The 23730-nt window shown below is 65.0% G+C and carries 24 protein-coding genes; 20 read left to right on the top strand and 4 right to left on the bottom strand.

The features are described 5' to 3' along the window. From KNW02_RS16480 to KNW02_RS16460, 5 genes are all read left to right on the top strand, one after another. The gene (locus KNW02_RS16480; RefSeq protein ID WP_216034340.1) at positions 1-336 is read left to right on the top strand and encodes a DUF736 domain-containing protein; all 336 of its coding nucleotides are present in this window, start codon (positions 1-3) and stop codon (positions 334-336) included. Between the two features lie 2 nt (positions 337-338). Next, positions 339-1103, top strand: a complete 765-nt coding sequence (locus KNW02_RS16475; protein WP_216034354.1) for a lytic transglycosylase domain-containing protein — start codon at positions 339-341, stop codon at positions 1101-1103. Positions 1104-1346: 243 nt separating this feature from the next. Continuing rightward, entirely contained in the window at positions 1347-3101 is a 1755-nt protein-coding gene (locus tag KNW02_RS16470; protein ID WP_216034339.1) for a relaxase/mobilization nuclease domain-containing protein, read from the top strand. Positions 3102-3125: 24 nt separating this feature from the next. Then, the gene (locus KNW02_RS16465; RefSeq protein ID WP_216034338.1) at positions 3126-5111 is read left to right on the top strand and encodes a conjugal transfer protein TraG; all 1986 of its coding nucleotides are present in this window, start codon (positions 3126-3128) and stop codon (positions 5109-5111) included. A 4-nt stretch (positions 5112-5115) separates the two neighbouring features. After that, positions 5116-5544, top strand: coding sequence for a CopG family transcriptional regulator (locus KNW02_RS16460; protein WP_216034337.1), 429 nt, complete (start codon positions 5116-5118; stop codon positions 5542-5544). Positions 5545-5625: 81 nt separating this feature from the next. On the opposite strand, the gene KNW02_RS16455 is transcribed toward KNW02_RS16460, so the two are convergent. Further along, the gene (locus tag KNW02_RS16455) at positions 5626-6915 is read right to left on the bottom strand and encodes a prolyl oligopeptidase family serine peptidase (protein ID WP_216034336.1); all 1290 of its coding nucleotides are present in this window, start codon (positions 6913-6915) and stop codon (positions 5626-5628) included. 485 nt (positions 6916-7400) lie between these two features. On the opposite strand from KNW02_RS16455, the gene trbB reads away from it, so the two are divergent. The 11 genes from trbB to KNW02_RS16400 are packed head-to-tail and all read left to right on the top strand — an operon-like array spanning position 7401 to position 16980. After that, the gene (trbB, locus tag KNW02_RS16450) at positions 7401-8351 is read left to right on the top strand and encodes a P-type conjugative transfer ATPase TrbB (protein ID WP_431356769.1); all 951 of its coding nucleotides are present in this window, start codon (positions 7401-7403) and stop codon (positions 8349-8351) included. Beyond that, positions 8348-8677: a TrbC/VirB2 family type IV secretion system protein gene (locus KNW02_RS16445; protein WP_216034334.1), complete on the top strand. Its 330-nt coding sequence runs from the start codon at positions 8348-8350 to the stop codon at positions 8675-8677. The genes trbB and KNW02_RS16445 overlap by 4 nt, the downstream gene beginning before the upstream one ends. Further along, positions 8677-8958: a VirB3 family type IV secretion system protein gene (locus KNW02_RS16440; RefSeq protein ID WP_080620506.1), complete on the top strand. Its 282-nt coding sequence runs from the start codon at positions 8677-8679 to the stop codon at positions 8956-8958. The genes KNW02_RS16445 and KNW02_RS16440 overlap by 1 nt, the downstream gene beginning before the upstream one ends. Positions 8959-8968: 10 nt before the next feature. Further along, complete coding sequence (trbE, locus tag KNW02_RS16435; protein ID WP_216034333.1) at positions 8969-11476, top strand: conjugal transfer protein TrbE; 2508 nt, start codon at positions 8969-8971, stop codon at positions 11474-11476. After that, a complete protein-coding gene (gene trbJ, locus KNW02_RS16430; protein WP_216034332.1) occupies positions 11473-12255 on the top strand; it encodes a P-type conjugative transfer protein TrbJ in 783 nt (260 codons plus the stop codon). Before trbE ends, trbJ begins: the two co-directional genes overlap by 4 nt. A gap of 17 nt (positions 12256-12272) precedes the next feature. Next, the gene (gene trbK-alt / locus KNW02_RS16425; RefSeq protein WP_216034331.1) at positions 12273-12560 is read left to right on the top strand and encodes a putative entry exclusion protein TrbK-alt; all 288 of its coding nucleotides are present in this window, start codon (positions 12273-12275) and stop codon (positions 12558-12560) included. A 2-nt stretch (positions 12561-12562) separates the two neighbouring features. After that, positions 12563-13921: a P-type conjugative transfer protein TrbL gene (gene trbL, locus KNW02_RS16420; protein ID WP_216034330.1), complete on the top strand. Its 1359-nt coding sequence runs from the start codon at positions 12563-12565 to the stop codon at positions 13919-13921. Continuing rightward, entirely contained in the window at positions 13918-14607 is a 690-nt protein-coding gene (gene trbF / locus KNW02_RS16415; protein WP_216034329.1) for a conjugal transfer protein TrbF, read from the top strand. Before trbL ends, trbF begins: the two co-directional genes overlap by 4 nt. Then, positions 14604-15632 (top strand): P-type conjugative transfer protein TrbG, encoded by a 1029-nt coding sequence (gene trbG / locus KNW02_RS16410; RefSeq protein ID WP_216034328.1) that lies wholly within the window; start codon positions 14604-14606, stop codon positions 15630-15632. The genes trbF and trbG overlap by 4 nt, the downstream gene beginning before the upstream one ends. Then, a complete protein-coding gene (locus tag KNW02_RS16405) occupies positions 15629-16756 on the top strand; it encodes a TraB/TrbI/VirB10 family type IV secretion system protein (RefSeq protein ID WP_216034327.1) in 1128 nt (375 codons plus the stop codon). The genes trbG and KNW02_RS16405 overlap by 4 nt, the downstream gene beginning before the upstream one ends. A gap of 2 nt (positions 16757-16758) precedes the next feature. Next, positions 16759-16980 carry a DUF2274 domain-containing protein gene (locus KNW02_RS16400; protein ID WP_216034326.1) on the top strand — a complete coding sequence of 74 codons (222 nt, stop codon included), beginning with the start codon at positions 16759-16761 and terminating at the stop codon, positions 16978-16980. Here the strand turns inward: KNW02_RS16400 and KNW02_RS16395 are convergent. Then, complete coding sequence (locus KNW02_RS16395; RefSeq protein WP_216034325.1) at positions 16975-17607, bottom strand: TetR/AcrR family transcriptional regulator; 633 nt, start codon at positions 17605-17607, stop codon at positions 16975-16977. The genes KNW02_RS16400 and KNW02_RS16395 overlap by 6 nt on opposite strands. A gap of 230 nt (positions 17608-17837) precedes the next feature. Between KNW02_RS16395 and KNW02_RS16390 the strand changes: the two genes are divergently transcribed. Beyond that, positions 17838-18824 carry a LysR family transcriptional regulator gene (locus KNW02_RS16390; protein ID WP_216034324.1) on the top strand — a complete coding sequence of 329 codons (987 nt, stop codon included), beginning with the start codon at positions 17838-17840 and terminating at the stop codon, positions 18822-18824. A 167-nt stretch (positions 18825-18991) separates the two neighbouring features. On the opposite strand, the gene KNW02_RS21215 is transcribed toward KNW02_RS16390, so the two are convergent. Together KNW02_RS21215 and KNW02_RS16380 are read right to left on the bottom strand one after the other, a co-directional pair. Continuing rightward, complete coding sequence (locus tag KNW02_RS21215) at positions 18992-21112, bottom strand: UPF0149 family protein (RefSeq protein WP_216034323.1); 2121 nt, start codon at positions 21110-21112, stop codon at positions 18992-18994. 89 nt (positions 21113-21201) lie between these two features. Next, entirely contained in the window at positions 21202-22398 is a 1197-nt protein-coding gene (locus KNW02_RS16380) for a hypothetical protein (protein ID WP_216034322.1), read from the bottom strand. Positions 22399-22550: 152 nt separating this feature from the next. Here KNW02_RS16380 and tnpA point away from each other — a divergent pair, with 152 nt between their 5' ends. The 3 genes from tnpA to KNW02_RS16365 all read left to right on the top strand — a co-directional run. Next, complete coding sequence (gene tnpA, locus KNW02_RS16375; protein WP_216034321.1) at positions 22551-22982, top strand: IS66-like element accessory protein TnpA; 432 nt, start codon at positions 22551-22553, stop codon at positions 22980-22982. Further along, entirely contained in the window at positions 22979-23332 is a 354-nt protein-coding gene (gene tnpB / locus KNW02_RS16370; protein WP_216034320.1) for an IS66 family insertion sequence element accessory protein TnpB, read from the top strand. The genes tnpA and tnpB overlap by 4 nt, the downstream gene beginning before the upstream one ends. A 54-nt stretch (positions 23333-23386) precedes the next feature. Then, on the top strand, positions 23387-23730 hold a 344-nt coding region (locus KNW02_RS16365; protein WP_216034319.1), incomplete at its 3' end, for a transposase.

Here is a 23730-nt window from a genome sequence, read left to right as displayed (position 1 = left end):
ATGGCACAGATCGGCCAGTTCACCCGCACCCCGTCCGGCTATTTCGGGCAGCTTCGCACCCTCTCGCTCGACCTTGAGCTGACCTTTGTTCCGAGCGACAACGCCGAGTCCGAGAAGGCGCCAGCCTATCGCATTCATCTCGGCGATGAGGATGGCCCGGAAGTCGGGGCCGGCTGGAAACATTCCGGCGAGCGCGCTGGACCGTTCGTCTCCGTCCTTCTCGACGATCCCGTCTTCCAGCAGCCGATCCGCGCCCGCCTGTTCCAGTCGGACGAAGATGGCCGCGACTGGGGCCTGCACTGGACCCGTCCGAGGAAGCGCGACGAGCAGGAATGATCATGATCGCTTCCTGCACCCGTCCCGCCTCGGGGAGGTGCGGCGCGCGCCGCCGCATCCTCTTCCTTCTTCTTTCCGGCCTGTTCCTCGCCACCGCCACCACGCCGCCGGTTCTGGCGCAGGCCACCGCGCCGGTTCGTGCCGCCGCGGCGCATCCGCACGGCGCGCATATTGAAGAGGCCTCGCAGCGTTTCGGCATCCCGGCGACATGGATCGCTGCCGTGATGCAGGTCGAAAGCGCGGGCGATCTGCGCGCGATATCCTCCGCCGGGGCGATGGGGCTGATGCAGGTCATGCCCGACACATGGGCGGAGTTGCGCATCCGCCACGCTCTCGGCCGCGATTCTTATGACCCGCGCGACAACATCCTCGCTGGCACCGCCTATCTGCGCGAGATGTGGGATCGCTACGGCAATGTCGCCGCGATGCTCGCGGCCTACAATGCCGGTCCCGGCCGCTACGACGAATACCTTTCGATCGCGCGTCCTCTGCCCGCCGAGACGCGCGCCTATGTCGCGGCGCTGACCCCGATCCTGCTCGGCGAGCGGCCTTCCGGCAGCGGTTCGTCAGTTGCTCCGCCGCCTGACTGGCGCGAGGCGGCGCTCTTCGTCGCGGGCGAAATCGGCGCTTCCGCTGCCGATCCCGCGTCCACAGACCGCGCGCCGGACGATGCCTCTTCGCTCGTCCCGGCGACACCAGATGCACTCATCGCCTTGCAGCCGGAGGGGCTGTTCGTCGCCCGCAATGCCGGTGAGGACCGGCCATGAGCATTGGCACCGCAATTCGCATCCCATCGGGCGCTGGCGTGTCATGGAGGGCGCGGAGGGTGGCGGCAGGCACCACGACCGAAGGATGGCAGGATAAAAGCACGCACGGTGCGGCTCAGGCGGGCAGTTGTTTTTGTTCATGTTTCTGGCGCGTTTCGCACCGTGCAGCGCTATCGCGCACCGTGTGCTTTGCGTCCATCTTCCTGATTTTCTTCTCAGTTTTGCACCGTGCGGGGATGTGCCATGTCCGATGAGCACGAGTTCCGCATCCGTCCGGGGCGCATCCGCTCAACTCGTGCGCAGCAAACCCGGCCTTTCATCGCGCAGGCGCTTGCCGCCGCGAAAAAGGCCGGAGGTGGCGTCTCGCGATCCGGCCGCGTCACATCCGGCAATCGTTCCCGCTTCGGGCGCGGCCAGCGCGCCAGCGTACAGGCCAACCGCCTCATCACCTCCCGTACACGCGGCGCCGTCGTCAAGGCACGCGTCGTTCGCCACATGGCGTCGTCGGCGCCGCTTGGGGCGCATCTTGATTACCTGCGCCGTGACGGCGTGACCCGAGGCGGAGAGAAGGCAAGGCTGTTCGGGCCGGGAACGGAGGATGCCGATGGTCGCGCTTTCGCGGAGCGCTGCGGTGATGACCGGCATCATTTCCGGTTCATCGTCTCGCCTGACGACGCGCTGGATATGTCCGACCTCCGATCCTTCACCGACGATCTCGTCGGCCAGATGGAAAAGGATCTCGGCACGCGCCTCGATTGGGTGGCGGTCGATCACTGGAACACGGCGCATCCGCATGTCCACCTGATCGTGCGCGGCACCCGCGACGACGGGCAGGATCTCGTGATTTCCCGCGACTACATCAAGGAGGGGATGCGGGACCGGGCGCGCGATCTCATCACCCAGGAGCTGGGGCCGCGCACCGATCTCGACATCCGCCGCAGCCTTGAGGCCCAGATCGAGGCGGAACGCTGGACACAGCTCGACCGGCAGCTTGCCCGCGATGCCGGAAAATCAGGCATCGTCGATCTCGCCCCGCTCGCTGATCACCCGCAGGACGAGTTCCACACGCTGAAGGTCGGTCGGCTGCGCACCCTCGAAATCCTCGGGCTGGCCGACCAGATCGGCCAGTCGCAGTGGATCATCAAGCCCGAGGCTGAAGCGGTCCTGCGCGAGCTTGGCGAGCGTAGTGACATCATCAAGCGCATGCACCGCGCCCTGACCGAACGCGGCATCGAGCGCGGTTCGGCCAGCTATGTCCTCGCCGGCGAAAGCCTCGACGTGCCGGTCATCGGCCGTCTGGTCGAGCGCGGCCTTGATGACGAGTTGAAGGGCACCGCCTATGCCGTGGTCGATGGTGTCGACGGCCGCAGTCATCATATCAAGCTGCCGCATCTGGATGCCGCCGGCGACAGCCTGCCCGGCTCGATTGTCGATCTGCGCGCTTATGAGGATGCGCAAGGCGCGCGCCGTGTCGCACTTGCCGTCCGCTCCGATCTCGATCTCGGCGCGCAGGTCGGCGCCTCGGGTGCGACCTGGCTCGACCGGCAGGCCATCGTCCGCGATCCGATTGCGCTCTCGAACAGCGGCTTCGGCGCCGAGGTCCGTCAGGCTCTGGATGAGCGCGCGGAACACCTGATCGGCGAGGGCTATGCCGAACGACAGGGCGGGCGCGTGGTCTTTGCGCGCCGGCTGCTCAGCACGCTGCGCAGGCGCGAACTCGACAGCCTCGCCGAGAAGCTCGCGGCAGATACCGGCATGTCCTTCGAGCGCGCCGCCAGCGGCGAATATATCTCCGGTTCCTATCGCCAGCGCTTCGCACTCGCCTCCGGCCGCTTCGCCATGATCGAGGGTCCCGGACCCGACGGAGGCCTCGGCTTCCAGCTCGTGCCCTGGTCGCCCTCTATGGAAAAGCAGATCGGCCGTCATGTCTCCGGCGTCGCCCGCGACGATGGCGGTGTCGATTGGGACTTCGGGCGCAAGCGCGGCCTCGGCCTCTGACATCAACCGGAAAGGAACACGCCCATGTCCGCAACGAAGATCCTATGGGGACAGATCACCATCGTCTTCCTCATCATCCTCGCCACCACCTGGGGCGCCACCCAGTATGTCGCCTGGAGCCTCGGCTATCAGGCGCAGCTCGGGCCGCCCTGGTTCGTGCTGTTCGGCGTGCCGGTCTATTATCCGCCCGCGATCTTCTGGTGGTGGTATTTCTATGAAGCCTATGCGCCACCGATCTTTGCCAAGGGTGGGATCATCGCAGCCTCGGGCGGCTTCATCGCTATCGCGGTCGCCATCGGCATGTCGGTCTGGCGGGCGCGCGAGGCGAAGGGCGTCGCCACCTATGGCTCGGCGCGATGGGCCTCAAAGCCCGAGGTGAAGGCTGCGGGCCTGCTCGATCCCGATGGCGTCATCCTCGGCCGATATGAGCGCGAGTATCTGCGGCACGACGGTCCCGAGCATGTGCTGTGTTTCGCGCCAACCCGATCGGGCAAGGGCGTCGGCCTGGTGGTGCCGACGCTGCTGACCTGGCCGGGCTCGGCCATCGTCCACGACATCAAGGGCGAGAACTGGCAGCTCACCTCCGGTTTCCGGGCACGTCATGGTCGCGTGCTGCTCTTCGATCCGACCAACCCGAAATCATCCGCCTATAATCCACTGCTCGAAGTGCGTCGCGGCGAGTGGGAGGTGAGGGACGTGCAGAATATCGCCGATATCCTCGTCGATCCTGAAGGCAGCCTCGACAAGCGCAACCATTGGGAAAAGACCTCCCATTCGCTCCTCGTCGGCGCGATCCTGCATGTTCTCTATGCCGAGCCCGACAAGACGCTGGCTGGTGTGGCCAGGTTCCTGTCCGATCCCAAGCGTCCGGTGGACTCCACACTGCGCGCCATGATGACAACCGCGCATCTGGGTGAGGCGGGGCCGCATCCGGTCGTGGCCAGTGCGGCGCGCGAGCTGCGCAATAAATCCGAGAACGAGAGGAGCGGCGTCCTGTCGACGGCGATGTCGTTTCTGGGCCTCTATCGCGATCCCGTCGTGGCCGAGGTCACGCGCCGCTCCGACTGGCGGATCAGCGATATTGTGGCCGGCGATCAGCCAACCACGCTCTACCTCGTGGTGCCACCATCCGACATCAACCGAACCAAGCCCCTGATGCGTTTGCTGCTGAACCAGGTCGGCCGTCGCCTGACCGAGGATCTGCAGGCGAATGCCGGGCGGCATCGGTTGCTCTTGATGCTCGACGAGTTTCCGGCGCTCGGGCGACTGGACTTCTTCGAGACGGCGCTGGCGTTCATGGCCGGCTATGGCCTCAAGAGCTTCCTTATCGCGCAGTCGCTGAACCAGATCGAGAAAGCCTATGGGCCGAACAACTCGATCCTCGACAACTGCCATGTTCGCGTGAGTTTCGCCACCAACGACGAACGCACAGCCAAGCGCGTATCCGACGCGCTCGGCACCGCCACCGAGATGAAGGCGATGAAAAACTACGCCGGGCACCGGCTGTCGCCCTGGCTGGGGCATCTCATGGTCTCGCGGTCGGAAACCGCCCGCCAGTTGCTGACGCCAGGCGAGATCATGCAGCTTCCACCCGATGAAGAGATCGTCATGGTGGCTGGCATCCCGCCGATCCGGGCGACGAAGGCGCGCTACTTTGAGGATACCCGGTTTCGGGAGCGGGTTCTTTCTCCGCCTGACCTGACGCGCCCAGAAGGAACCCGTGCCGACGACTGGACCGCGTTGCCGATCCCGGCGCGACCCGGACCTGCCGAGGATGACGAGGAGCACATGAGGGATGATGAAGATCCGACCGAATCCGAACGCCGGTTGCAGCCCGAACTCAGCCGCGTGAAGCCGGTCGAGAAGAAACAGCCAATCGAGAACGAGTTCGAGCCCCATCTGTCCGATGACGTGGACGAAGATGTTGCCCGGAACCGACGCATGATCCGACAGGTGCAGGGGATTGCCCGGCAGGTCGCCATGGACCCGAACGACGGCATGGAGCTGTAGCACCATGACACGCCACAGGAAGAAATCGAAGATCACGATCTATCTTGACCCCGATGTCACGACCGCCCTTGCGGACTTCGCCGCGCGCCGGGATCGCTCGCAATCCATGATCGCCGAAGCCGCCATCGCGTCGTTCCTGTCGCCGGACGACGCCGAGCGGCGCGAAGCGGTTGTCGTCAAGCGCCTCGACCAGCTCGACCGCCGCATGACGCGGCTGGAGCGTGATGTCGGAATCGCCGTCGAAAGCCTGGCGGTGTTCATTCGGTTCTGGGTCACGACAACGCCGGCCTTGCCCGAGCCGGCAGCGAAGGCGGCCAAGGCCAAATCGGCCGAGCGGTATGAGGCGTTCATCACGGCCCTCGGCCGACGGCTCGCTCAGGGGCCGAAGCTTCGGCAGGAGATTTCGGAGGATGTGGCCGGACCTGACGCGTGACAGAATCGGGTTGAATAGAGTGTCGCTTGGGCCGGATTCCGATGATCGGTCAGGATGAAACTCAAGCAGGCGAAGCCCGCTTCATCGGTGCTGTTCGAAGAGCCAGTCCCGGATCGCCGGGATATCGTAGGCATAGATCCATGTGTTGACATGGCCCGCACCACCCGCGTTGCTGCCGTCCCCGGACAAGACACTGCCGGGGGTGAAGGTGGTGAAGAAGACGTTGCTCTCTGCCCCTTCGGCCCGGATCGCGGCCACCGCTTCGGCCTGCGCTTCGGGCGTGGCCCTGGCGTCCAGGCTGCCGCGGGTGATCCGGGCGTCGTTCGCCTCCAGCACCTCCATGATCGCGGTCATGCCGGGGAATGCCTTGCTGTCATCCTCGGAGACGACGGCCCAGAAATTGGCCCCGGCCAGCGGCGCGGTGACGGAGGGCTCCCATTGCCCCGCGACGCAGAGCGTGCCGGCGAACAGGTCGGGATGCGCCACGTTCAGCGCGATGCTGCTCATGCAGCCGCCGGACTGGCCGGTGGTATAGATGCGGGCGCGGTCGATGGCATGTTCGGTCGCCAGTTGCTCGATCAGGCGCGGCAGCATCTCCACATAGACCGAGGTCTGCGAGGCGTCATTGGCCAGCGGCACCGGGAACTGCGGCGCCAGCACGAAGGACGGGTGGCGCGCTTGATCGTTGGGGCTGGCGAAGGATACCGCCCCCAGCCCCTGCTGCAGGGTGCGGCGCGGGTTCGATCCGGTCACGCCGGCATCGTGCAGGAACATCACCAGCGGATAGTCCTGCCCGGCATCGGCACCCGCGGGGACATAGAGGTTGTAGTCCAGCAGCAGGCCTGTCTCGGGGTCGGCGAAGCGGAGCTGGCGGAAATCTTCGACGATCAGATTGGTGACACGGGTGTTGATGACGCCCGTTTCCGTCGCCGCCAACACGCCCCCGCCGGCCAGCGCCAGCGGGGCGGCCAGATGCACGATCAGTTGCGGCGCCTCATCCATGCCGGGGGCGAAGACGACCGAGGCCTCGTCGGCCGGATCGAGCGTCAGGATCACGAAACGGCCATCGGCGGCGGGTGCGTCGAGGTCGGGCGTGGCCGCCACCCGGGCCGACAGGATGCGGCGGTCGTCCACGGCAAAGCTGTCGGGCGACAGGGTGGCGGCCGCCAGCGGCGCCGCGAATTCGACGATGGCCGCCGTCACGTTCTGGCTGCGCCCGAACACCCGCGTCACGGCGGTGACGCCGATGATGGCGTCGGTGGCGAAGACGCTCCGGTTCACCGCCGGCCCACCGCCGCCGCCCGGTTCCTGTGCAATCGCCGCAGGGGGGATGGCTAGGAACAGAAGGGTGAGAAGGTGAGTGAACTTCATGATCCGGATCCTCGGCTTGGTGGCCCTTGGGCCAGATTGATCGTGCGCACCTGCGGAACCATGGCGCTCTGGGAGGCCGTCGCGCATCCGGCCCACATTGCAACCTTATCCCCTTGCACGCCGCCGTCACGCAATCCCGTCGCAAGGGGGCGTAGATCGCAGTTTCGTCCTGCGCCTGCCAATCAAGCCTGGCTCTTGCAGAGGATGGAGGTCAGGCTTCGCGAACAGTCATACCCGTCGAATCATTCGGCTGGACTCGATATTGCGATGACTCGTGTACGGCTCTCCCGACGGAGCGGGCACCACCGCCGTTCTCCTGTATTTGCACGCTATACTACTACGACGGTCGAAACTTGTTGAAACCACCCGATTCGGGTCTCTTTTAGTCCTCCCCATCCGGGGATCATCTCTCGCCTCCCCGGTGGAACGGGGACGAGATGGCAGGTATCAACTACAAACAGGCAACGGTGGACCGCGGCGCGCGCATGCTCCGAACGGCGCTCGGGCCTGCCATCTCAACCCTGCTGCAAGACCCGTCCGTCGTCGAGGTCATGCTCAACCCCGACGGCCGGATCTGGGTGGATCGGCTGTCGGAAGGATTGGCCGACACCGGCGAGACGCTATCCGCCGCCGATGGCGAGCGCATCGTGCGTCTGGTTGCCCACCATGTCGGCGTCGAAGTTCACACCCGCAGCCCCCGCGTCTCGGCCGAACTGCCGGAGACCGGCGAGCGCTTCGAGGGACTGCTGCCGCCGGTCGTCGGCGCACCCGCCTTCGCCATCCGCAAGCCCGCCGTCGCGGTGTTCACGCTCGATGACTATGTGGCGGCCGGCATCATGTCCACCGATCATGCCGCAACGCTCCGCGAGGCCGTCGCATCCCGCGCCAATATCCTGGTGGCGGGAGGAACCTCGACCGGCAAGACCACCTTGACCAACGCACTGCTCGCCGAAGTGGCGAAGACGCAGGATCGCGTCGTCATCATCGAGGACACCCGCGAGCTGCAATGCGCGGCACCCAACCTTGTCGCCATGCGGACCAAGGATGGCGTTGCCACTTTGTCCGATCTGGTCCGTTCCTCGCTGCGGCTGCGTCCCGACCGTATTCCGATCGGTGAGGTGCGTGGCGCCGAGGCGCTCGATCTCCTCAAAGCCTGGGGCACCGGGCACCCCGGAGGGATCGGCACCATCCATGCCGGTTCCGGCATTGGCGCGCTTCGCCGCCTCGAACAACTGATCCAGGAAGCCGTCGTCACCGTTCCGCGCGCCATGATCGCCGAAACCATCGACCTCGTGGCCGTCCTCGCCGGTCGCGGTTCCGCACGGCGGCTTGTTGAACTCGCCCGCGTCGAAGGTCTCGGTCCCGACGGCGACTACCGGATTTTCCCCGCCTTTTCAGAACCCGACACCACTCGCAACACTGGAGACCCTGCATGATCCGTCGTGCCTTCCGCATCCGTCACCATATCGCAACCGCCTCGGCCGTCGCCTGGGTGAGCCTGATGACGTCCCCGGTCTTTGCCTCCGGCTCCTCGATGCCCTGGGAAGCGCCGCTGCAATCCATCCTCGAATCCGTCGAAGGTCCGGTGGCGAAAATCGTGGCGGTGATCATCATCATCGTCACCGGCCTGACGTTGGCTTTCGGCGACACCGGCGGCGGCTTCCGGCGGCTGATCCAGATCGTCTTCGGCATCTCCATCGCCTTCGCGGCCTCCAGCTTCTTCCTGTCGTTCTTCAGCTTCGGCGGCGGGGCGCTGGTCTGATGGCGGTGAGTTTCGAGGCCCTCGATACCGTGCCCGGCTTCGCGGTGCCGGTTCACCGCGCCCTGACCGAGCCGATCCTGCTCGGCGGCGCGCCACGCTCTGTCGCGATCCTGAACGGCACGCTGGCCGGGGCAGTCGGCCTCGGTCTCCAGCTCTGGCTGGCGGGCATCCTGATCTGGGCGGTTGGTCACATCGCCGCCGTCTGGGCCGCCAAGCGCGATCCGCTCTTCGTCGAGGTCGCGCGCCGCCATCTGCGCATCCCCGGCCATCTCTCGGTGTGAGGTTTGATCCATGATGAATCTCGCAGAATACCGCCGCACCGCATCCCGGCTGGCCGATTATCTGCCTTGGGTCGCCCTGGTCGGGGAGGGGGTTGTCCTCAACAAGGACGGATCATTCCAGCGCACTGCGAAGTTTCGTGGCCCCGATCTGGATTCCGCCGTCGCGGCCGAACTGGTCGCGGTCGCCGGGCGGCTGAACAACGCCTTCCGCCGTCTCGGCTCTGGCTGGGCCATTTTCGTGGAAGCACAGCGTTCGGAGGCCGCAACCTATCCTGCGGACCGCTTCCCCGATCCCGCCTCGGCGCTGGTCGATGCCGAGCGCAAGGCCGATTTCGAGGAAGAGGGCAGCCATTTCGTCTCCGGCTATTTCCTGACCTTTCTCTGGCTCCCGCCCGCCGAAGATGCCGCACGATCGGAGTCCTGGCTTTACGAGGGCCGCGAGACCTCGGGCGTGAACCCCTGGGAACTGGTGCGCGGCTTCATCGACCGCACCGACCGCGTGCTGGCGCTGCTCGACGGCTTCATGCCGGAATGTAGCTGGCTCGATGACGCCGGCACGCTGACCTACCTCCATTCCACCATCTCGACCAATCGGCATCGCGTCCGCGTGCCCGAAGTGCCGATGTATCTCGACGCTCTGCTGGCCGATCAGCCGCTGACCGGCGGGCTGGAGCCGCGCCTGGGCACTCAGCATCTCCGGGTACTGACGATCACCGGATTTCCGGGCACGACCACCCCCGGCCTGCTTGATGAGATGAACCGGCTGGCCTTTCCTTACCGATGGTCCACCCGCGCCATCCTCATGGACAAAACCGACGCGATCCGGCTGCTGACGAAGATCCGCCGGCAATGGTTCGCCAAGCGCAAGAGCATCGCGGCGATCATCAAGGAGGTGATGACCAACGAGCAATCTGCCCTCGTGGACACCGATGCAGCGAACAAGGCCGCCGACGCAGACATGGCCTTGCAGGAACTCGGCGCCGACATGGCCGGGATGGCCTATGTCACCGCGACCATCACCGTCTGGGACGAGGACGTCCGCCGCGCCGACGAAAAGCTGCGCCTGGTCGAAAAGATCATCCAGTCCCGCGATTTCAGCGTCATGGTCGAGACGGTCAATGCCGTCGACGCCTGGCTCGGCAGCCTGCCCGGACATGCCTATGCCAATGTCCGCCAACCGCCGGTCTCGACGCTCAACCTTGCCCACATGGTTCCCTCAAGCGCCGTGTGGGCGGGGCCGGAGCGGGACGATCACTTCGGCGCGCCCCCGCTGCTTTACGGCAGGACCGAAGGCTCGACCCCGTTCCGGCTGTCCCTCCATGTCGGCGACGTAGGCCATACCCTTGTCGTCGGACCGACCGGCGCCGGCAAGTCGGTGCTGCTGGCGCTGATGGCCTTGCAGTTCCGCCGCTACGCGCGCTCACAGGTCTTCGCCTTCGATTTCGGCGGCTCCATCCGCGCCTGCGCACTCGCGATGCAGGGTGACTGGCATGATCTCGGCGGTGAATTGACCGACGCTTCCGAGACGTCCGTTTCGCTGCAACCGCTGGCCCGCATCCACGAAACTGCCGAGCGGGCCTGGGCCGCCGATTGGATCGTGGCGATCCTGCTGCGCGAGAATATCCAGATCACGCCCGAGGTGAAGGAACATCTCTGGACCGCGCTGACCTCGCTTGCCTCGGCTCCGGTCGGGGAACGCACCATCACCGGCCTCGCCGTGCTGCTTCAGTCCAATGACCTGAAACAGGCGCTGCGCTCCTATTGCGTCGGTGGACCCTATGGCCGGCTGCTCGATGCGGAGGCCGAACATCTTGGCTCTGCCGACGTGCAGGCGTTCGAGATCGAGGGCCTGGTCGGCACTGGAGCCGCACCGGCGGTTTTGTCCTACCTGTTCCACCGTATCGGCGACCGACTCGATGGCCGACCGACGCTGCTGATTATCGACGAGGGCTGGCTGGCGCTCGACGACAAAGGGTTTGCAGACCAGCTGAGAGAATGGCTCAAGACCCTGCGCAAAAAGAACGCCAGCGTCATCTTCGCCACGCAGTCGCTGTCGGACATCGACAATTCCGCCATCGCCCCGGCGATCATCGAAAGCTGTCCGACGCGGCTTCTGCTGCCAAATGAGCGCGCCATCGAGCCGCAGATCACGGCGATTTATCGTCGCTTCGGGCTGAACGACCGGCAGATCGAGATCCTCGCACGGGCCACACCGAAACGGGACTACTACTGCCAGTCGCGGCGCGGCAACCGCCTGTTCGACCTTGGATTGTCAGAAGTCGGGCTGGCGCTTTGCGCCGCATCGGCCAAGTCCGATCAGGCCCTGATCAGCGACATCCTCGCCGAGCATGGCCGCAACGAATTTCTCGCCGCCTGGCTACGTGCCCGCGGCGTCGATTGGGCGGCCGATCTCATCCCGGACCTCACCAATCTCGCGACCGAAAGCGAACACCTGCCGCCCGTCGTCGATGAGGACGAGTTCGGCATCATCCTGAAAGAAGAGGAGATTACCCTATGACGCGCACAATTCCCCGGTTCATCCGCATGGCCAGCGCCTCGACGCTCTTGCTTGCGCTCTCCGCGCCGCTGGCGCTGGCACCAATATTCACGACACCGGCCCATGCCTTCTTCGGCGGGTTCGGCCGAATCGTCTATGACCCGACCAACCATGCCGAGAACCTGCTGACCGCCGCACGCACGCTGGAGCAGATCAACAATCAGATCACCTCGCTCCAGAACGAGGCACAGATGCTGATCAACCAGGCCCGCAATCTCGCGAGCCTGCCGTATTCGTCGCTCCAGCAGCTTCAGCAGAACGTCCATCGCACCCAGCAGCTTCTCGGGCAGGCCCAGAACATCGCCTTCGATGTGCAGAACATCGACCAGATGTTCCAGCAGGATTACGGCAATCTGTCCCTGACCGCGACCGATCAGCAGCTCATCGCCGATGCCCGGTCCCGCTGGGAGACTACCGTCGGGGGTCTTCAGGACGCGATGCGGGTGCAGGCCGGCGTTGTCGGCAACATCGACAGCAACCGGGCCGAGATGTCCACGCTCGTCGGCGAAAGCCAGGGCGCGACCGGCGCGCTTCAGGCTACCCAGGCCGGCAACCAGCTTCTCGCCCTCCAGTCCCAGCAGCTTTCCGATCTGATCGCGGTCATCTCGGCCAATGGCCGGGCTGAGGCTCTCATGGAGGCCGAACGCGCGACCGCCGCCGAGCAGGGCCGCATCCAGCGCGAGCGCTTCCTGGCACCGGGCAGCGGCTACCAGCCCGGCAACGCGCAGATGTTCAACTGAGCCGGGGAGGGCAGATCATGGAAGGGAAAGTGCTGGTCCGGATTGCCGCCATCGTGTTCGTCGCCGTCGCGATCACCGCGGCGATCATCGAGATGACCCGCGAGGAAGCCCCCGCGCCAGCACCTTCCGCTCCTGCGCTTTCGCGTCAGGTCGATCCCCTGCGCGAAGGGCAGCGCCGCTGTCAGGAGATGGGAGAGGCGGCAGCCAATGATGCCGCCTGCCTGGGCATCTGGGCCGAGACTCGCGACCGGTTTCTCGGCCGGACACCCGCGCCGTCGACGCCTGGCCCGGATGGGGGGCGATAATCATGGGCGGGACGGGGGTCATCGACAATTTTCTCGGCATCTTCACCAGCTATATCGACTCGGGCTTCGGCCTGCTCGGCGGTGAGGTGGCCTTTATCGCCACAACGCTCATCGTCATCGACGTGACACTCGCCGCTCTGTTCTGGGCCTGGGGCGCCGACGACGACATCATCGCGCGCCTGGTGAAGAAGACGATCTTCGTCGGAGTGTTTGCCTATATCATTTCCAACTGGAACAACCTCGCCCGCATCGTCTTCGAGAGCTTCGCCGGCCTCGGCCTCATGGCCTCCGGCACGGGGTTTTCCGCCGCCGATCTCCTGCGGCCGGGTCGCGTCGCCCAGATCGGCCTTGATGCCGGGCGGCCGCTTCTCGAATCCATCTCCGATCTCATGGGTTGGATCGCCGTCTTTGAAAACCTGGTGCAGATCCTCTGCCTGTTCTTCGCCTGGGCGCTGGTGATCCTCGCCTTTTTCATCCTGGCGATCCAGCTCTTTGTCACCCTCATCGAGTTCAAGCTGACGACGCTTGCGGGCTTCGTGCTGATCCCGTTCGGCCTGTTTGGTAAGACCGCCTTCATGGCCGAACGGGTGCTGGGCAATGTCGTCTCCAGCGGCATCAAGGTGCTGGTTCTCGCCGTCATCATCGGGATCGGCTCGACGCTCTTCGGCCAGTTTACGGCCGGCTTCGGTGGCGCGACCCCGACGATCGACGACGCGATGGCGATTGTGCTGGCGGCCTTGTCGTTGCTCGGTCTCGGTATATTCGGCCCCGGCATCGCCACCGGCCTCGTCTCGGGCGGCCCGCAACTCAGCGCAGGGGCGGCGGTTGGAACCGGCCTGGCTGTCGGCGGTGCTGCGATCGCTGCCGGTGGTGCGACCATGCTCGCCGCGCGGGGCGGCGGCGCCGCACTCTCGGGCGGTGCTGCGCTTGCGCGCGGTGGCGCCTCGGCCGCAGGTGCGGCCTCGTCAGCCTATACCCTCGGCTCCATGGGCGACTCCGGCGCGGCCGGGGTCGCCTCCGGGCTTGGCGGTGTGGCACGCGCCGCAGGCTCGGCTGCCATCTCGCCTTTGAAGCGCGCAGCCTCCCGTGCCACCGACAGCGTGAAATCCAGCTACTCCGATGGCGCAAAAGTCGGGTTTGCTGCGTCCGGCGGCAGCTCCTCCATGGGCACGATTGGGGGCGCACCATCGCCCGAGCCGTCACCTCCCTCAGCCGCAGATAGCCCGCCGGCCTGGGCGCAGAACATGCGCCGTAACCGAGCCATGGGCCATGGCGTCACCGCTGCCGCCCATGCCGTCCGGTCCGGTGACAGCCACGGTGGCGGCTCCTCCGTCAGCCTTTCCGAAAGTGACCGCACATGAACATCTTCAAACGACCGACGACCCATTACGGCAAGGTGCCGCAGCCCGAGACGCCCTACCAGCGCGCCGCGCAGGTCTGGGACGAACGCATCGGCTCGGCCCGGGTCCAGGCAAGGAACTGGCGCACCATGGCGTTCGGCTCCTTGATCCTCGCGGCAGGTTTCGCCGGTGCTCTCGTCTGGCAATCGGCGCGTGGAACAATCGTGCCATGGGTCGTTCAGGTGGATAATCTCGGCCAGGCCCAGACCGTCGCGCCGGCGACAGCCGACTATCGGCCGACCGATCCACAGATCGCCTTTCACCTCGGCCGCTTCATCGAACAGGTTCGCTCGCTCCCGGCCGACGCCATCGTCGTCCGCCAGAACTGGCTCAGGGCCTACGAGTTCACCACCGACCGGGGCGCGGCGGCGCTGAACGACTACGCCCGCTCCAATGATCCCTTCACGCGTGTCGGCCGACAGCAGGTCGCCGTCGAAGTGTCGAGCATCATCCGGGCATCGCCGGACAGCTTCCGCGTGGCCTGGTCTGAGCGGCACTATGAGAACGGCCAGCTCTCCACCACCGAGCGATGGACCGCGATCCTGACCATCGTGATCCAGACCCCGCGCGATGCCGAGCGGCTGCGCGCCAATCCCCTCGGAATCTATGTCAACGCGATCAACTGGTCGCGGGAGATGAGCCAATGACCGCCACGACTTTCCGCAAAGCCGGGCTTCCGGTCTTCCGTAAACCCGCCTGCGTGGCTTTGCTGCTTTCCGCCACCATGCTGGCCGGCTGCGCGACCAATCGGGCGCCGCAGTTCAGCTACGACGACGACGTGCCGCCGTTGCCGACCGTGCAGGCCGCCGCAGCCGACACGACGCCCAGGCCGCTGCACGTCCCACCCGCCTGGACTGTGGCGCGGGGCGGCGAGGCCGCCGGCACGGCGACGGCTCGCGTCGAGAACGCCAATGCCGCCGCCCGCGTCGAGCCGCGCCGGGAAGGCTACTACAACGCCATCCAGATCTATCCGTGGAGCGAAGGCGCGCTCTATCAGGTCTATGCCGCAGTCGGGCAGATCACCACCATTGCGCTGGAGCCGGGCGAAAGCCTGACCGGCGCGGGGCCGATTGCCGCCGGAGACACCGCCCGCTGGATCATCGGTGACACCGAGAGCGGCAGCGGCCCGACCCGCCGGGTGCATGTGCTTGTGAAGCCGACCCGGCCGGACATTTCGACCAACCTCGTCATCACCACCGACCGGCGCATCTACATGATCGAGCTCCGCGCGCGGGAGGCGCTCTATATGCCTGCCGTGGCATGGGCGTATCCGGCACCGCCGCCGGGCAGCCGCACGACTGCGCCGTCGGTCCCCGTCATCCCGGCCGAGGCCGCGCGCAACTATCGTTATGGCTTGCAGGTGCAGGGCAGCAGCCCGCCATGGCGGCCGGTTTCCGTCTTCGACGACGGCAGGCGCGTCTATGTCGTATTCCCGCGCGGCATCGTGCAGGGAGAGATGCCGCCTCTGTTCGTCCTTGGATCGGACGGCGAACCGCAGATCGTCAATTCCCGCATCCACCAGAACGTCCTGATCGTGGACCGCCTGTTCGGCGCGGCCGAGCTGCGCCTCGGCTCCGGCGATCGCCAGCAGGTGGTCAGGATCGTCCGCGTCGAGCAGACGCAGGCCGCAGCCCAGCCAGACGGTGCGACCACGGGAGGATCACCCTCATGAGCGATACCGGCACCACCGCTCCCATGCGGCTGCGCGCCGAGCCGCCGCGCGTCACCCGCCTGTCCCGCAAGGTGCTGGCAAGCGCCGGAGCCGTCGCCCTTCTCGGCATTGGCGGGGCACTGATCTACGCCCTCCAGACCCGCGACGCAGGACCGGGCGGTGGCGAACTCTATTCGACCGAGAACCGTCCCACGGCGGATGGGCTGGCGGGTTTGCCGCGCGACTATACCGGCCCGATCCTTGGACCGGCGTTGCCCGGCGATCTCGGCCGCCCGATACTTGAGGCCGAGAGGCGGGGACAACCGGTCGCGCCACCGACCATCACGACGCCCGCTGTTGATCCAGATGAGCAGCGGCGTCTCGCCGAGGAAGAAGCCGCTCGTCTGAGCGGCGTGTTCTTCCAGTCTGGCCCGCGGGCTGGAGCGACGCCGGGAACGACCATGCCCGGCCTCGCCGGTCTCGATCTCGGTGGTCAGGCTCCAGCGCAGGATCGTCATACCGCTTTTCTCAACGGGCCTGTGGACCGGCAAACCGTCGCCCCGGATCGCGTCGCACCACCGGCGTCGCCCTATATCCTGCAGGCCGGGGCGGTGATCCCGGCGGCGCTTATCACCGGCATCCGCTCCGATCTTCCCGGCCAGATCACCGCCCAGGTGACGGAAAACGTCTATGACAGTCCGACCGGCAGCTTGTTGCTGATCCCGCAGGGCACACGCATCATCGGCCAGTATGATGACGGTGTGACCTTCGGCCAGCGCCGCGTGTTGCTGGTCTGGAATCGCCTGATCCTGCCGGGCGGCCGTTCCATCGTCCTTGAGCGCCTGCCGGGTGCGGACGCCAGCGGCTACGCCGGCCTTGAGGATGGCGTCGATTATCATTGGTGGGATCTGATGAAGGCCGCAGGGCTGTCCACGCTGCTCGCGGTCGGAACCGAACTTGCCACCAGCGACGAGGACCGGCTTGTTCGAGCTATCCGCGACGGAGCGCAGGATACCGTCAATCAGGCGGGCCAGCAGATCGTCCAGCGCCAATTGCAGGTTGCGCCGACGCTCACGATCCGCCCCGGCTTCCCAGTCAGGATCATCGTCACCCGCGACCTTGTATTCGAGTCGGCAGGAGGTTGACCATGACCAAGCTGAAACTCGGCCCGCTGACGGACGACAAGCCCATGAAGATCACGGTGGAACTGCCCGCGCCGCTTCACCGCGATCTGATCGCCTATGCCGAGGTACTGGCCCGCGAGAGCGGCCAGTCCGCCGCCGATCCCGTCAGGCTTATCGTGCCGATGTTGGAGCGGTTCATCGCCACGGATCGTGGCTTTGCAAAGGCGCGAAAGATCCGCTCATGACGTGATCGGGTGTTTGGCCGGGCCGGTTGCCGCGATAATCTCCATGAGCGCGTCTATCACGCTCTGCGTCGAGTCCCACTTCGCCGCGTGGTCCAGCAGGCGGTCCTGAATGTTCAGACTGACCGCACCATGGATCGTTGACCAGAACATGAAGCCGTAGCGTTGCAGGTCAGCGCCCGGCAAGTAACCATGCTCCTGAGATGAGCGAAGGCCGGTCAGCAGCAGACTCAGGACCTGACGACCCGCTTCGCTTGACCAGGGGTCATCACTCACCCCGAGCTTCGGGGGCGGTGAGAACATCAGCCGGTACAGAGTGGGGTTCTCCAGGGCGAAGCGCGCGTAGGCATAGCTGCCATCGCGCAAATAGCCGAGCGGATCGCCTCGCATCTGTTCGAAAACCGCGAACTTCTCGTTGTAGAGCCGTCCAAAACCTTCGTCGCGCGCAGCGCGCAGCAAAGCATTCTTGTTGCGGAAATGGCCGTAAAGGGCCGGTGCCGTGCATCCCACGGCTTGTGCCACCGCCGTCAGTGGAACACCGAAGTCGCCCTGCTGTGTCAGCAGGCGGATCGTTTCCTCGACCGCGCGGCGAGGAATATCAAGTTCCTGCTCCTTCCTGGGCCGAGCCATCGGGATCCCTGCTGCAACTGTGCGTAAAAACTGAATGCGGTTTACTTTTTTCGTTGACGGACCCGATGTCAAGCAGCACCATCCGAGAACTGAATGATATTAAGTTTGAGGTGTGGAGGACGGAGATGGGCGCGTATGAACCTGGCCATCACGGCACGCCCCATCGCCTTCGCGGGCAGGCTGCGAATGAACGTAGGCCAGATGCCTGCTACGCTTCGGGATGATGCGTCATGCCTGCGCACCGAAACAGGGAAGCCTCGCCTGGCAGCTCCGCCCTCGCGCGTATTGTCGAAGGCAGCGCCGGTAAGAGCACAATCCGGTTGCGCCAGTTGCGGCATTTCCTTGCGGCGGTCGACCACGGGAGTTTCCGCAAGGCCGCAATCGCCTTGGCCATCAATGAATCATCGGTCAGCCGCCAGATCCGCGACCTTGAGGATGAATTGGGTGCCTCACTTTTCATACGACATTCGGGCGGGGTGCGGCTGACAGTCGCCGGGCAGGAGTTTCTGCGCAGCGCCCGGCATGCCCTTCGGCAGATCGACATCGGCGTGTCAAAAGTCGCTGCGGTTGGCCGGGCTGACCAGGGACTGCTCAAGGTCGGAATTTTCTCGTCGCTGGCGTCGGGGTTTCTGTTTGACCTCCTACGGAAGTTCGGGAGGCACCATCCGACGGTTCAGATCGACCTCATGGACGGAAATCCTGCCGAGCATGTCGCGGCTGTCCGGAAGCTGGACCTGGACATCGCCTTCATTACCGGAACCGCTCGCTGGGATGGCTGCGAAACGGAGCATCTCTGGTGCGAACGGGTCTTTGTCGTGCTGCCGACCGACCACCCGCTGGCTGCCAAAGCCCAACTCGGATGGCCTGATCTGACAGGTGAACGCTTCATCGTGAGCGATGTCGCACCGGGCCAGGAGATCCACGACTATCTGGTCGCTCACCTTGCCGGTCTCGGTCATCACCCTGACATTCACTCCCAGCATGTGGGCCGCGACAACATCCTGTCGCTGGTCGCGGTCGGTCGTGGCCTCACCTTGACGAGCGAAGCCACCACCGTCGGGCAATTTCCGGGGATCGCATTCCGGCAACTGGCGGACGAAGTGTTGCCGTTCAGCGTGGTCTGGTCTGATCAAAACGATAACCCGGCCTGCCGACGCTTGTTGAGCATGGCTCGCGCGATGGGGAAAGCTTCTGTGCTGTCACAACCACCTCCCTGAGGATGGCAACCCTCGAAGCAAGAATGTCGTGGGGCTTTCCTCTGGCTCGCGTGCTCTCGAACAGCAACCACCTTCAGATCCGACGGATAGTCTCACCTCCGCCGGATGCGCGCCGCGATAGCCCTGGCGCTCGCCCCTTCGGACGACATTCGCAGTGGAAACAACTATCAGGAACCCCTGTTTCGATCATGCCGGGCAGCGATCCACTGGCCGAGGCTCTTCAACTCAGTTGCGTTGAAGCCCGTGGCCATCGCATCGGCAACGCGCTGCATCATCGCCCGATCATCCCGGGTCATGGCCTTCGCGGGCCAGGATGATCGGAATTGCCCGCAGGCATGGCTGAACCCGGCCGCCCAGTCCCGCATGGCCATCTGGCTGCGTCCGGACATCGCGGCCGTGAATTCCGCAGGCTCGTTCGCCTGGTCCACGCAGGCGTTCGCGCGCATCAGGATCAGATCGGCGAAGCGCTGGATACTGTCCGGCGTCAGGTTTCCAATGGTGCTGCCGAGGAGTTCGGGCAACCACCTGTTGGGCGCGATCACCTTCGGCGCGATGGTGACCGACATCAGGAACCCGTCGATCCAGTCTGCCGTGATCGCCGAGCCTTTCACGAGGCGCGCCAGTTCGCCCTTCCGCTCCGGCTTTGGCGCCTCTGCTTCCGCCTCCTCCACCCATTCCTCAAGCGTGGCGCCCTGATCCATGTTCGGGTCGTCGAATACCCATGCTTCGATTGTCTGGTCGTGGACATCGGCCATGACCGGGATCTTCTTCAGATCGCGTCCTTCGAGGAGCGCCATCGCCGTGGCCGTGAAGCTGTTGGCGTCCGGGTGGTCGGCCGCCGCCAGCACATCGGCTGCCCGCCCGACAAGTCGCGCCCAGAAGTCGCGTCGGGTCTCAAGCCATCGCCACAGCGCCGAGTCCAGCGCGCGCGGGCTGTGGCGGCCCTCGAGCACCTCATGCGCATGATCGCTTTCCTCGAACCAGCTCTGGACGATCTCATGACGATCCCACCAGCCTTCGCTGGCATTGATCAGCTTGCCTCGCGCCTGCGCCGAGAGGTCGCGTATACGTTCCGACGCGGGCAAGGCAGAGATCATGGCTTCGGTCGTGACGGCTTCAGGTCGCAGCTTGTCGAGGCCGCAGAGTTCCGCCACCTCGATGAGCCCCGGGGCCGGGGGCAGCCCTGCTGCCAGGCCATCGGCTAGCGCCATGGCGAGGCTGCCTTCGAGCCAGGAGAGGGGCACCTTGACCGCGCCGGTTTCCTGGCTGATGCGGCTGATCAGCGCCTTCTGCTCGCTCGCCGACGTGCAGGGCACGGCATAGGCGTCCTTGACCCCGTGGCCCTGCTTGAAGAGCAGCATCGCGGTCTTGCGGCTTCCGGCCGATTGCAGCGCGACCATGACGCTTTGCGCGCCGCCGCCATCGGGCAGTGTGGCCATGACCGAATGGATAGTCCACCGCCTGGCTGACGCGCCGGTCGCCAGACCCGACCGCATGGCGAGTTTCAATGCCTTGTCCACCGAGGCGCGGGCATCGTCCTGAGGCATCCAGCTGCGCAGGATCACCATCTTGCCTGCAACCTCTTCCGACAGCGTGCCGGCGGTGGCGCGTTCGCTCAGCGCCCGTGCAGCCGCAGCGCGGATCTGCGCTGACGGATCGAGCAGCCAGAAACATGCCAGCTTCGCGTGGATCGGCTCCGATCGTCCAACCGACCATGCAACGACGTGCTGACGCATTGCCGACGGCATTGCCGGGAACGTCTCGGTCAGCGTTGCATGCAGCGCGAGCGCATCGCCCTCGGTCTGCTCGATCAGACTGCGGAACAGATCTTCCAGCGCCGCCTCCGCCGCGATAAAATCCTGCGGGGCAGGATCGGGCGCTGCGCGCATCATATCGGCGGAAGAAACCTCCAGAGATGCGGGTGCGGGCAGTCCGTTCCTCGTCCATGCGCTTGCAAGAAGCAGGCGGTGGAAGGGGCTCAGGCGCCCCTGGCCAGAAGCCAGTTCGACCGCATCCGTCACTGCCTCAAGAAAGGTATCACCTCGCTTCTTTCGGTTCTCCCTGGCGATACGCGCGGCATCCAGTGCCGATGCCAGCAATTCGGTGAGTGGCTCCAGCTCCGGGGCACTCTCCTCCGTGGCGCAGAGCTTCGCGACCAGACGCCCACCCAATGCAGGCCGATGCAGCATCGTAAAGCTTGCGCGGTCGAGAACCTCGCCGCGCGCGCTATCATCGTCCTGCAGCCGCGACAGTTCCGCCAATGCTGTCTCGATCGGTCCTTCCGACACGTATCCTCACTTTCTGAACCAAGCCACCGCTGCCGTGGCCAATTTGTACCATCATTCTTACCTGCGGGACGACGAGCAACCCATCTCGACTATTCGACCGACTTTTCGATGAACCCGAGTGTGTTGGCGTTTTCGACCAGCGTTCTGACCTTTGCCCGATCGAGGCCAGAAGGGATCTCGGCTTCGATTTCGAGCCTCAACTTCACATCGCTACCGGGAATGATGGTGAGTTGTTCGACGATGGCCTCAACGATCTGGTGCATGTCCCGCGCCGGCCTGTCGGCAGATACCATCACCGTTCCGGCAAATCGGGTCGGCCTCTTTTCCGTGGTGGTGGATTCTGATGTACCGCCGCTGTTCTGGCCACCGCTAGTTTCCCCTGAGGTCTCGGTCGCCTCGTCGGGATTACCGGTCGGCTCAGGCGGCACTGGCGACGGTATATGTGTCTCCGCAACATCCGGTTTCACGATGATGCTGTCGCTATCGATGACCACAACGGCGTTGCCAGCGTGTGAGATCGCGAGACCCAGATAGGTGCCCGTCTTCTCGTCCCACCGCTCGGCATAGGCAAAGGGGCCGGGCAGAATGCCGCTCACGGCAGCCTGCACGGCCTTGATCAGCACCTCCTGGCTTTTGATGCGCGGCAGATAGATGTAGCGATTGAGAAACTCTCGCAGTTCCTTCAGGGACAGATGGGGCTTGCCGTTCCAGATGTATTTCTGGAGATCACGGTCGAGGCGAGACGGCCCCAGCTCCACGAGCAAGCCTTCTTCGGCGACCAGCTTCTTGCTGGCGCGCGCCAGCAGCCCGTCCTGCGCCGGAATTTTGCCCGACACCCATTCCCAGTCAGCCTGGGCGCTCTCCTGGGCCGGATAGTGCAAATAGCACCATGCCTCTTTCAGGCGCGTCTTCATCGTCTCGTTGGCCTCCGACAGTTTTGTCTTGGCCAGCGCACTGTCGCTCTGGGTGAGGTTGAGCCGCTCGGTGTCACGGACGATCTCGCCCCAGGCAAGGGAGGCGCGCACGGCATCCTTCAGATTGTCGAGTTGCCGACTTTCCGCAGCGATGAATACCAGCATGTTGCGATAGACGCGCGGCGTGCTGCCGCGCTGCATCAAGATGTCTTTCGCCTCGACCAGCGCGTCCGAGCCGTCACGGCCATTGTGGGGACGTTTGACACCCAGTACGACGGCACGCACACCGCCCGCTTCATCGGGGACTTCGGCAGACGAGGCCGGAGCGACCTGCACGGCGTCGAAATGTCCGCGATCGGCGAGGCCATTCACATATTTTGGGAGGGCAGCGCTGTCGAGCTTGCGGCGCGGGACCTCCTCTATGTGTATCCGATTTCAGGGTAAGCGGCGCCTGTGCCCCACCTTCCTTGTTTTCACACGGTCTGAGATTTCGCGCCTGACGGAGATTGTGCGGGAGTTTCGCGATGGCGACTACGGTGGAGTTTCTCAGGGACTATGGGGTAGACATCCGACCGAACGGGCAGCGGCGCTGGCCGGATGAGATCAAGGCGCGGATCGTGGCCGAGAGCTTGAAGCCGGGGGCGACGGTTAACGCGGTCGCGGCGCGATATGGGCTTCGGGCGAACCATCTGTCGGAATGGCGCGGTCGGGCGCGGGATGGCCGCTTGGTTTTGCCTGCAGACGAGGATGACGGCCTTTGTTTTGCGCCGATCGAGCTGCCTGACCGGGGCCTTTCCGCCCCTGTTCCGGTTCTTTCAGGTCCGTCGGGCAAGTCCGAAGCGCCAGATACTGGAGCCATCGAGATTGCTGTAGGCCAGATGACCATCCGGCTGGATAGCGCCACGCCTGCCGCACGCATTGCCGAGATCATGCTGGCGATCGGATTGCGGTCATGATGTTTCCCTCCAATTGTGTGCGGGTTCTGGTCTCGACACAGCCCGTCGACTTCAGGAAGGGCCATGATGGTTTGGCGGCACTGGTGTCATCGGTGCTGCGCAAGGATCCGTTTACCGGCACGGTCTTTGTGTTCCGCTCGCGCCGGGCGGACAGGTTGAAGCTCTTGTATTGGGACGGCACGGGTCTGGTGATGGCCTATAAGCGGCTGGAGGATTCGAGTTTTACCTGGCCCGCCATCAAGGACGGGATGATGGCGCTGAACCATGCCCAGTTCGAGGCGCTGTTTTCCGGTCTGGACTGGCGCCGCGTCAAAGCGCTGGAAACCCGTCCACCGGCTGCGGCAGAGTGAATCAGCCGCTTGGTTTTGCGTGTTTTTGCCAAGCGTTTCTGATAGTTCTCGAGCATGCAGACCGCAGCAATCCTTGATCTTTCCGCCATCCCGTCCGCGCAACGCGCGGCGGTGCAAACGCTGTTGGAAGAGGTCGCGACGCTCAAGGATATCACCCGGCGGCAAGAGCATCTGATCGCCGAATTGAACCAGGCCTTGCATGGCAAGCGGTCGGAAAAGCTGTCCGAGGACGAGCGGCAGCTCGCGTTCGAGGATCTGTCCATCGCGCTGGCCGAGGTTGAGGCGGAAAAGGAAATCCGTGCCCCCAAAGCAGGGGGCGGGACGACCAAGTCCGCGCCCAAGCGCACCATTGGCAATCTGCCTGCCGCCCTTCCGCGCATTGAAGAGGTAATCGAGCC

Origin of the sequence: Paracoccus marinaquae, from assembly GCF_018860165.1 — a bacterium.
GTDB lineage: Bacteria > Pseudomonadota > Alphaproteobacteria > Rhodobacterales > Rhodobacteraceae > Paracoccus > Paracoccus marinaquae.
Note: the sequence above shows the minus strand (reverse complement) of the source record. Positions and strands in the feature narration are given on the sequence as shown.

What these genes read in the sequence shown, in the direction of transcription:
- KNW02_RS16445 (WP_216034334.1), top strand. Translation starts at nt 8,348, where the DNA reads ATGATCCGTCGTGCCTTCCGCATCCGTCACCATATCGCAACCGCCTCG.
- KNW02_RS16480 (WP_216034340.1), top strand. Translation starts at nt 1, where the DNA reads ATGGCACAGATCGGCCAGTTCACCCGCACCCCGTCCGGCTATTTCGGG.
- KNW02_RS16460 (WP_216034337.1), top strand. Translation starts at nt 5,116, where the DNA reads ATGACACGCCACAGGAAGAAATCGAAGATCACGATCTATCTTGACCCC.
- trbF (WP_216034329.1), top strand. Translation starts at nt 13,918, where the DNA reads ATGAACATCTTCAAACGACCGACGACCCATTACGGCAAGGTGCCGCAG.
- KNW02_RS16400 (WP_216034326.1), top strand. Translation starts at nt 16,759, where the DNA reads ATGACCAAGCTGAAACTCGGCCCGCTGACGGACGACAAGCCCATGAAG.
- trbK-alt (WP_216034331.1), top strand. Translation starts at nt 12,273, where the DNA reads ATGGAAGGGAAAGTGCTGGTCCGGATTGCCGCCATCGTGTTCGTCGCC.
- trbE (WP_216034333.1), top strand. Translation starts at nt 8,969, where the DNA reads ATGATGAATCTCGCAGAATACCGCCGCACCGCATCCCGGCTGGCCGAT.
- trbB (WP_431356769.1), top strand. Translation starts at nt 7,401, where the DNA reads ATGCTCCGAACGGCGCTCGGGCCTGCCATCTCAACCCTGCTGCAAGAC.
- trbG (WP_216034328.1), top strand. Translation starts at nt 14,604, where the DNA reads ATGACCGCCACGACTTTCCGCAAAGCCGGGCTTCCGGTCTTCCGTAAA.
- KNW02_RS16395 (WP_216034325.1), bottom strand. Translation starts at nt 17,607, where the DNA reads ATGGCTCGGCCCAGGAAGGAGCAGGAACTTGATATTCCTCGCCGCGCG.
- KNW02_RS16390 (WP_216034324.1), top strand. Translation starts at nt 17,838, where the DNA reads ATGCCTGCGCACCGAAACAGGGAAGCCTCGCCTGGCAGCTCCGCCCTC.
- KNW02_RS16465 (WP_216034338.1), top strand. Translation starts at nt 3,126, where the DNA reads ATGTCCGCAACGAAGATCCTATGGGGACAGATCACCATCGTCTTCCTC.
- KNW02_RS16475 (WP_216034354.1), top strand. Translation starts at nt 339, where the DNA reads ATGATCGCTTCCTGCACCCGTCCCGCCTCGGGGAGGTGCGGCGCGCGC.
- tnpB (WP_216034320.1), top strand. Translation starts at nt 22,979, where the DNA reads ATGATGTTTCCCTCCAATTGTGTGCGGGTTCTGGTCTCGACACAGCCC.
- trbJ (WP_216034332.1), top strand. Translation starts at nt 11,473, where the DNA reads ATGACGCGCACAATTCCCCGGTTCATCCGCATGGCCAGCGCCTCGACG.
- trbL (WP_216034330.1), top strand. Translation starts at nt 12,563, where the DNA reads ATGGGCGGGACGGGGGTCATCGACAATTTTCTCGGCATCTTCACCAGC.
- KNW02_RS16405 (WP_216034327.1), top strand. Translation starts at nt 15,629, where the DNA reads ATGAGCGATACCGGCACCACCGCTCCCATGCGGCTGCGCGCCGAGCCG.
- tnpA (WP_216034321.1), top strand. Translation starts at nt 22,551, where the DNA reads ATGGCGACTACGGTGGAGTTTCTCAGGGACTATGGGGTAGACATCCGA.
- KNW02_RS16455 (WP_216034336.1), bottom strand. Translation starts at nt 6,915, where the DNA reads ATGAAGTTCACTCACCTTCTCACCCTTCTGTTCCTAGCCATCCCCCCT.
- KNW02_RS16470 (WP_216034339.1), top strand. Translation starts at nt 1,347, where the DNA reads ATGTCCGATGAGCACGAGTTCCGCATCCGTCCGGGGCGCATCCGCTCA.
- KNW02_RS16440 (WP_080620506.1), top strand. Translation starts at nt 8,677, where the DNA reads ATGGCGGTGAGTTTCGAGGCCCTCGATACCGTGCCCGGCTTCGCGGTG.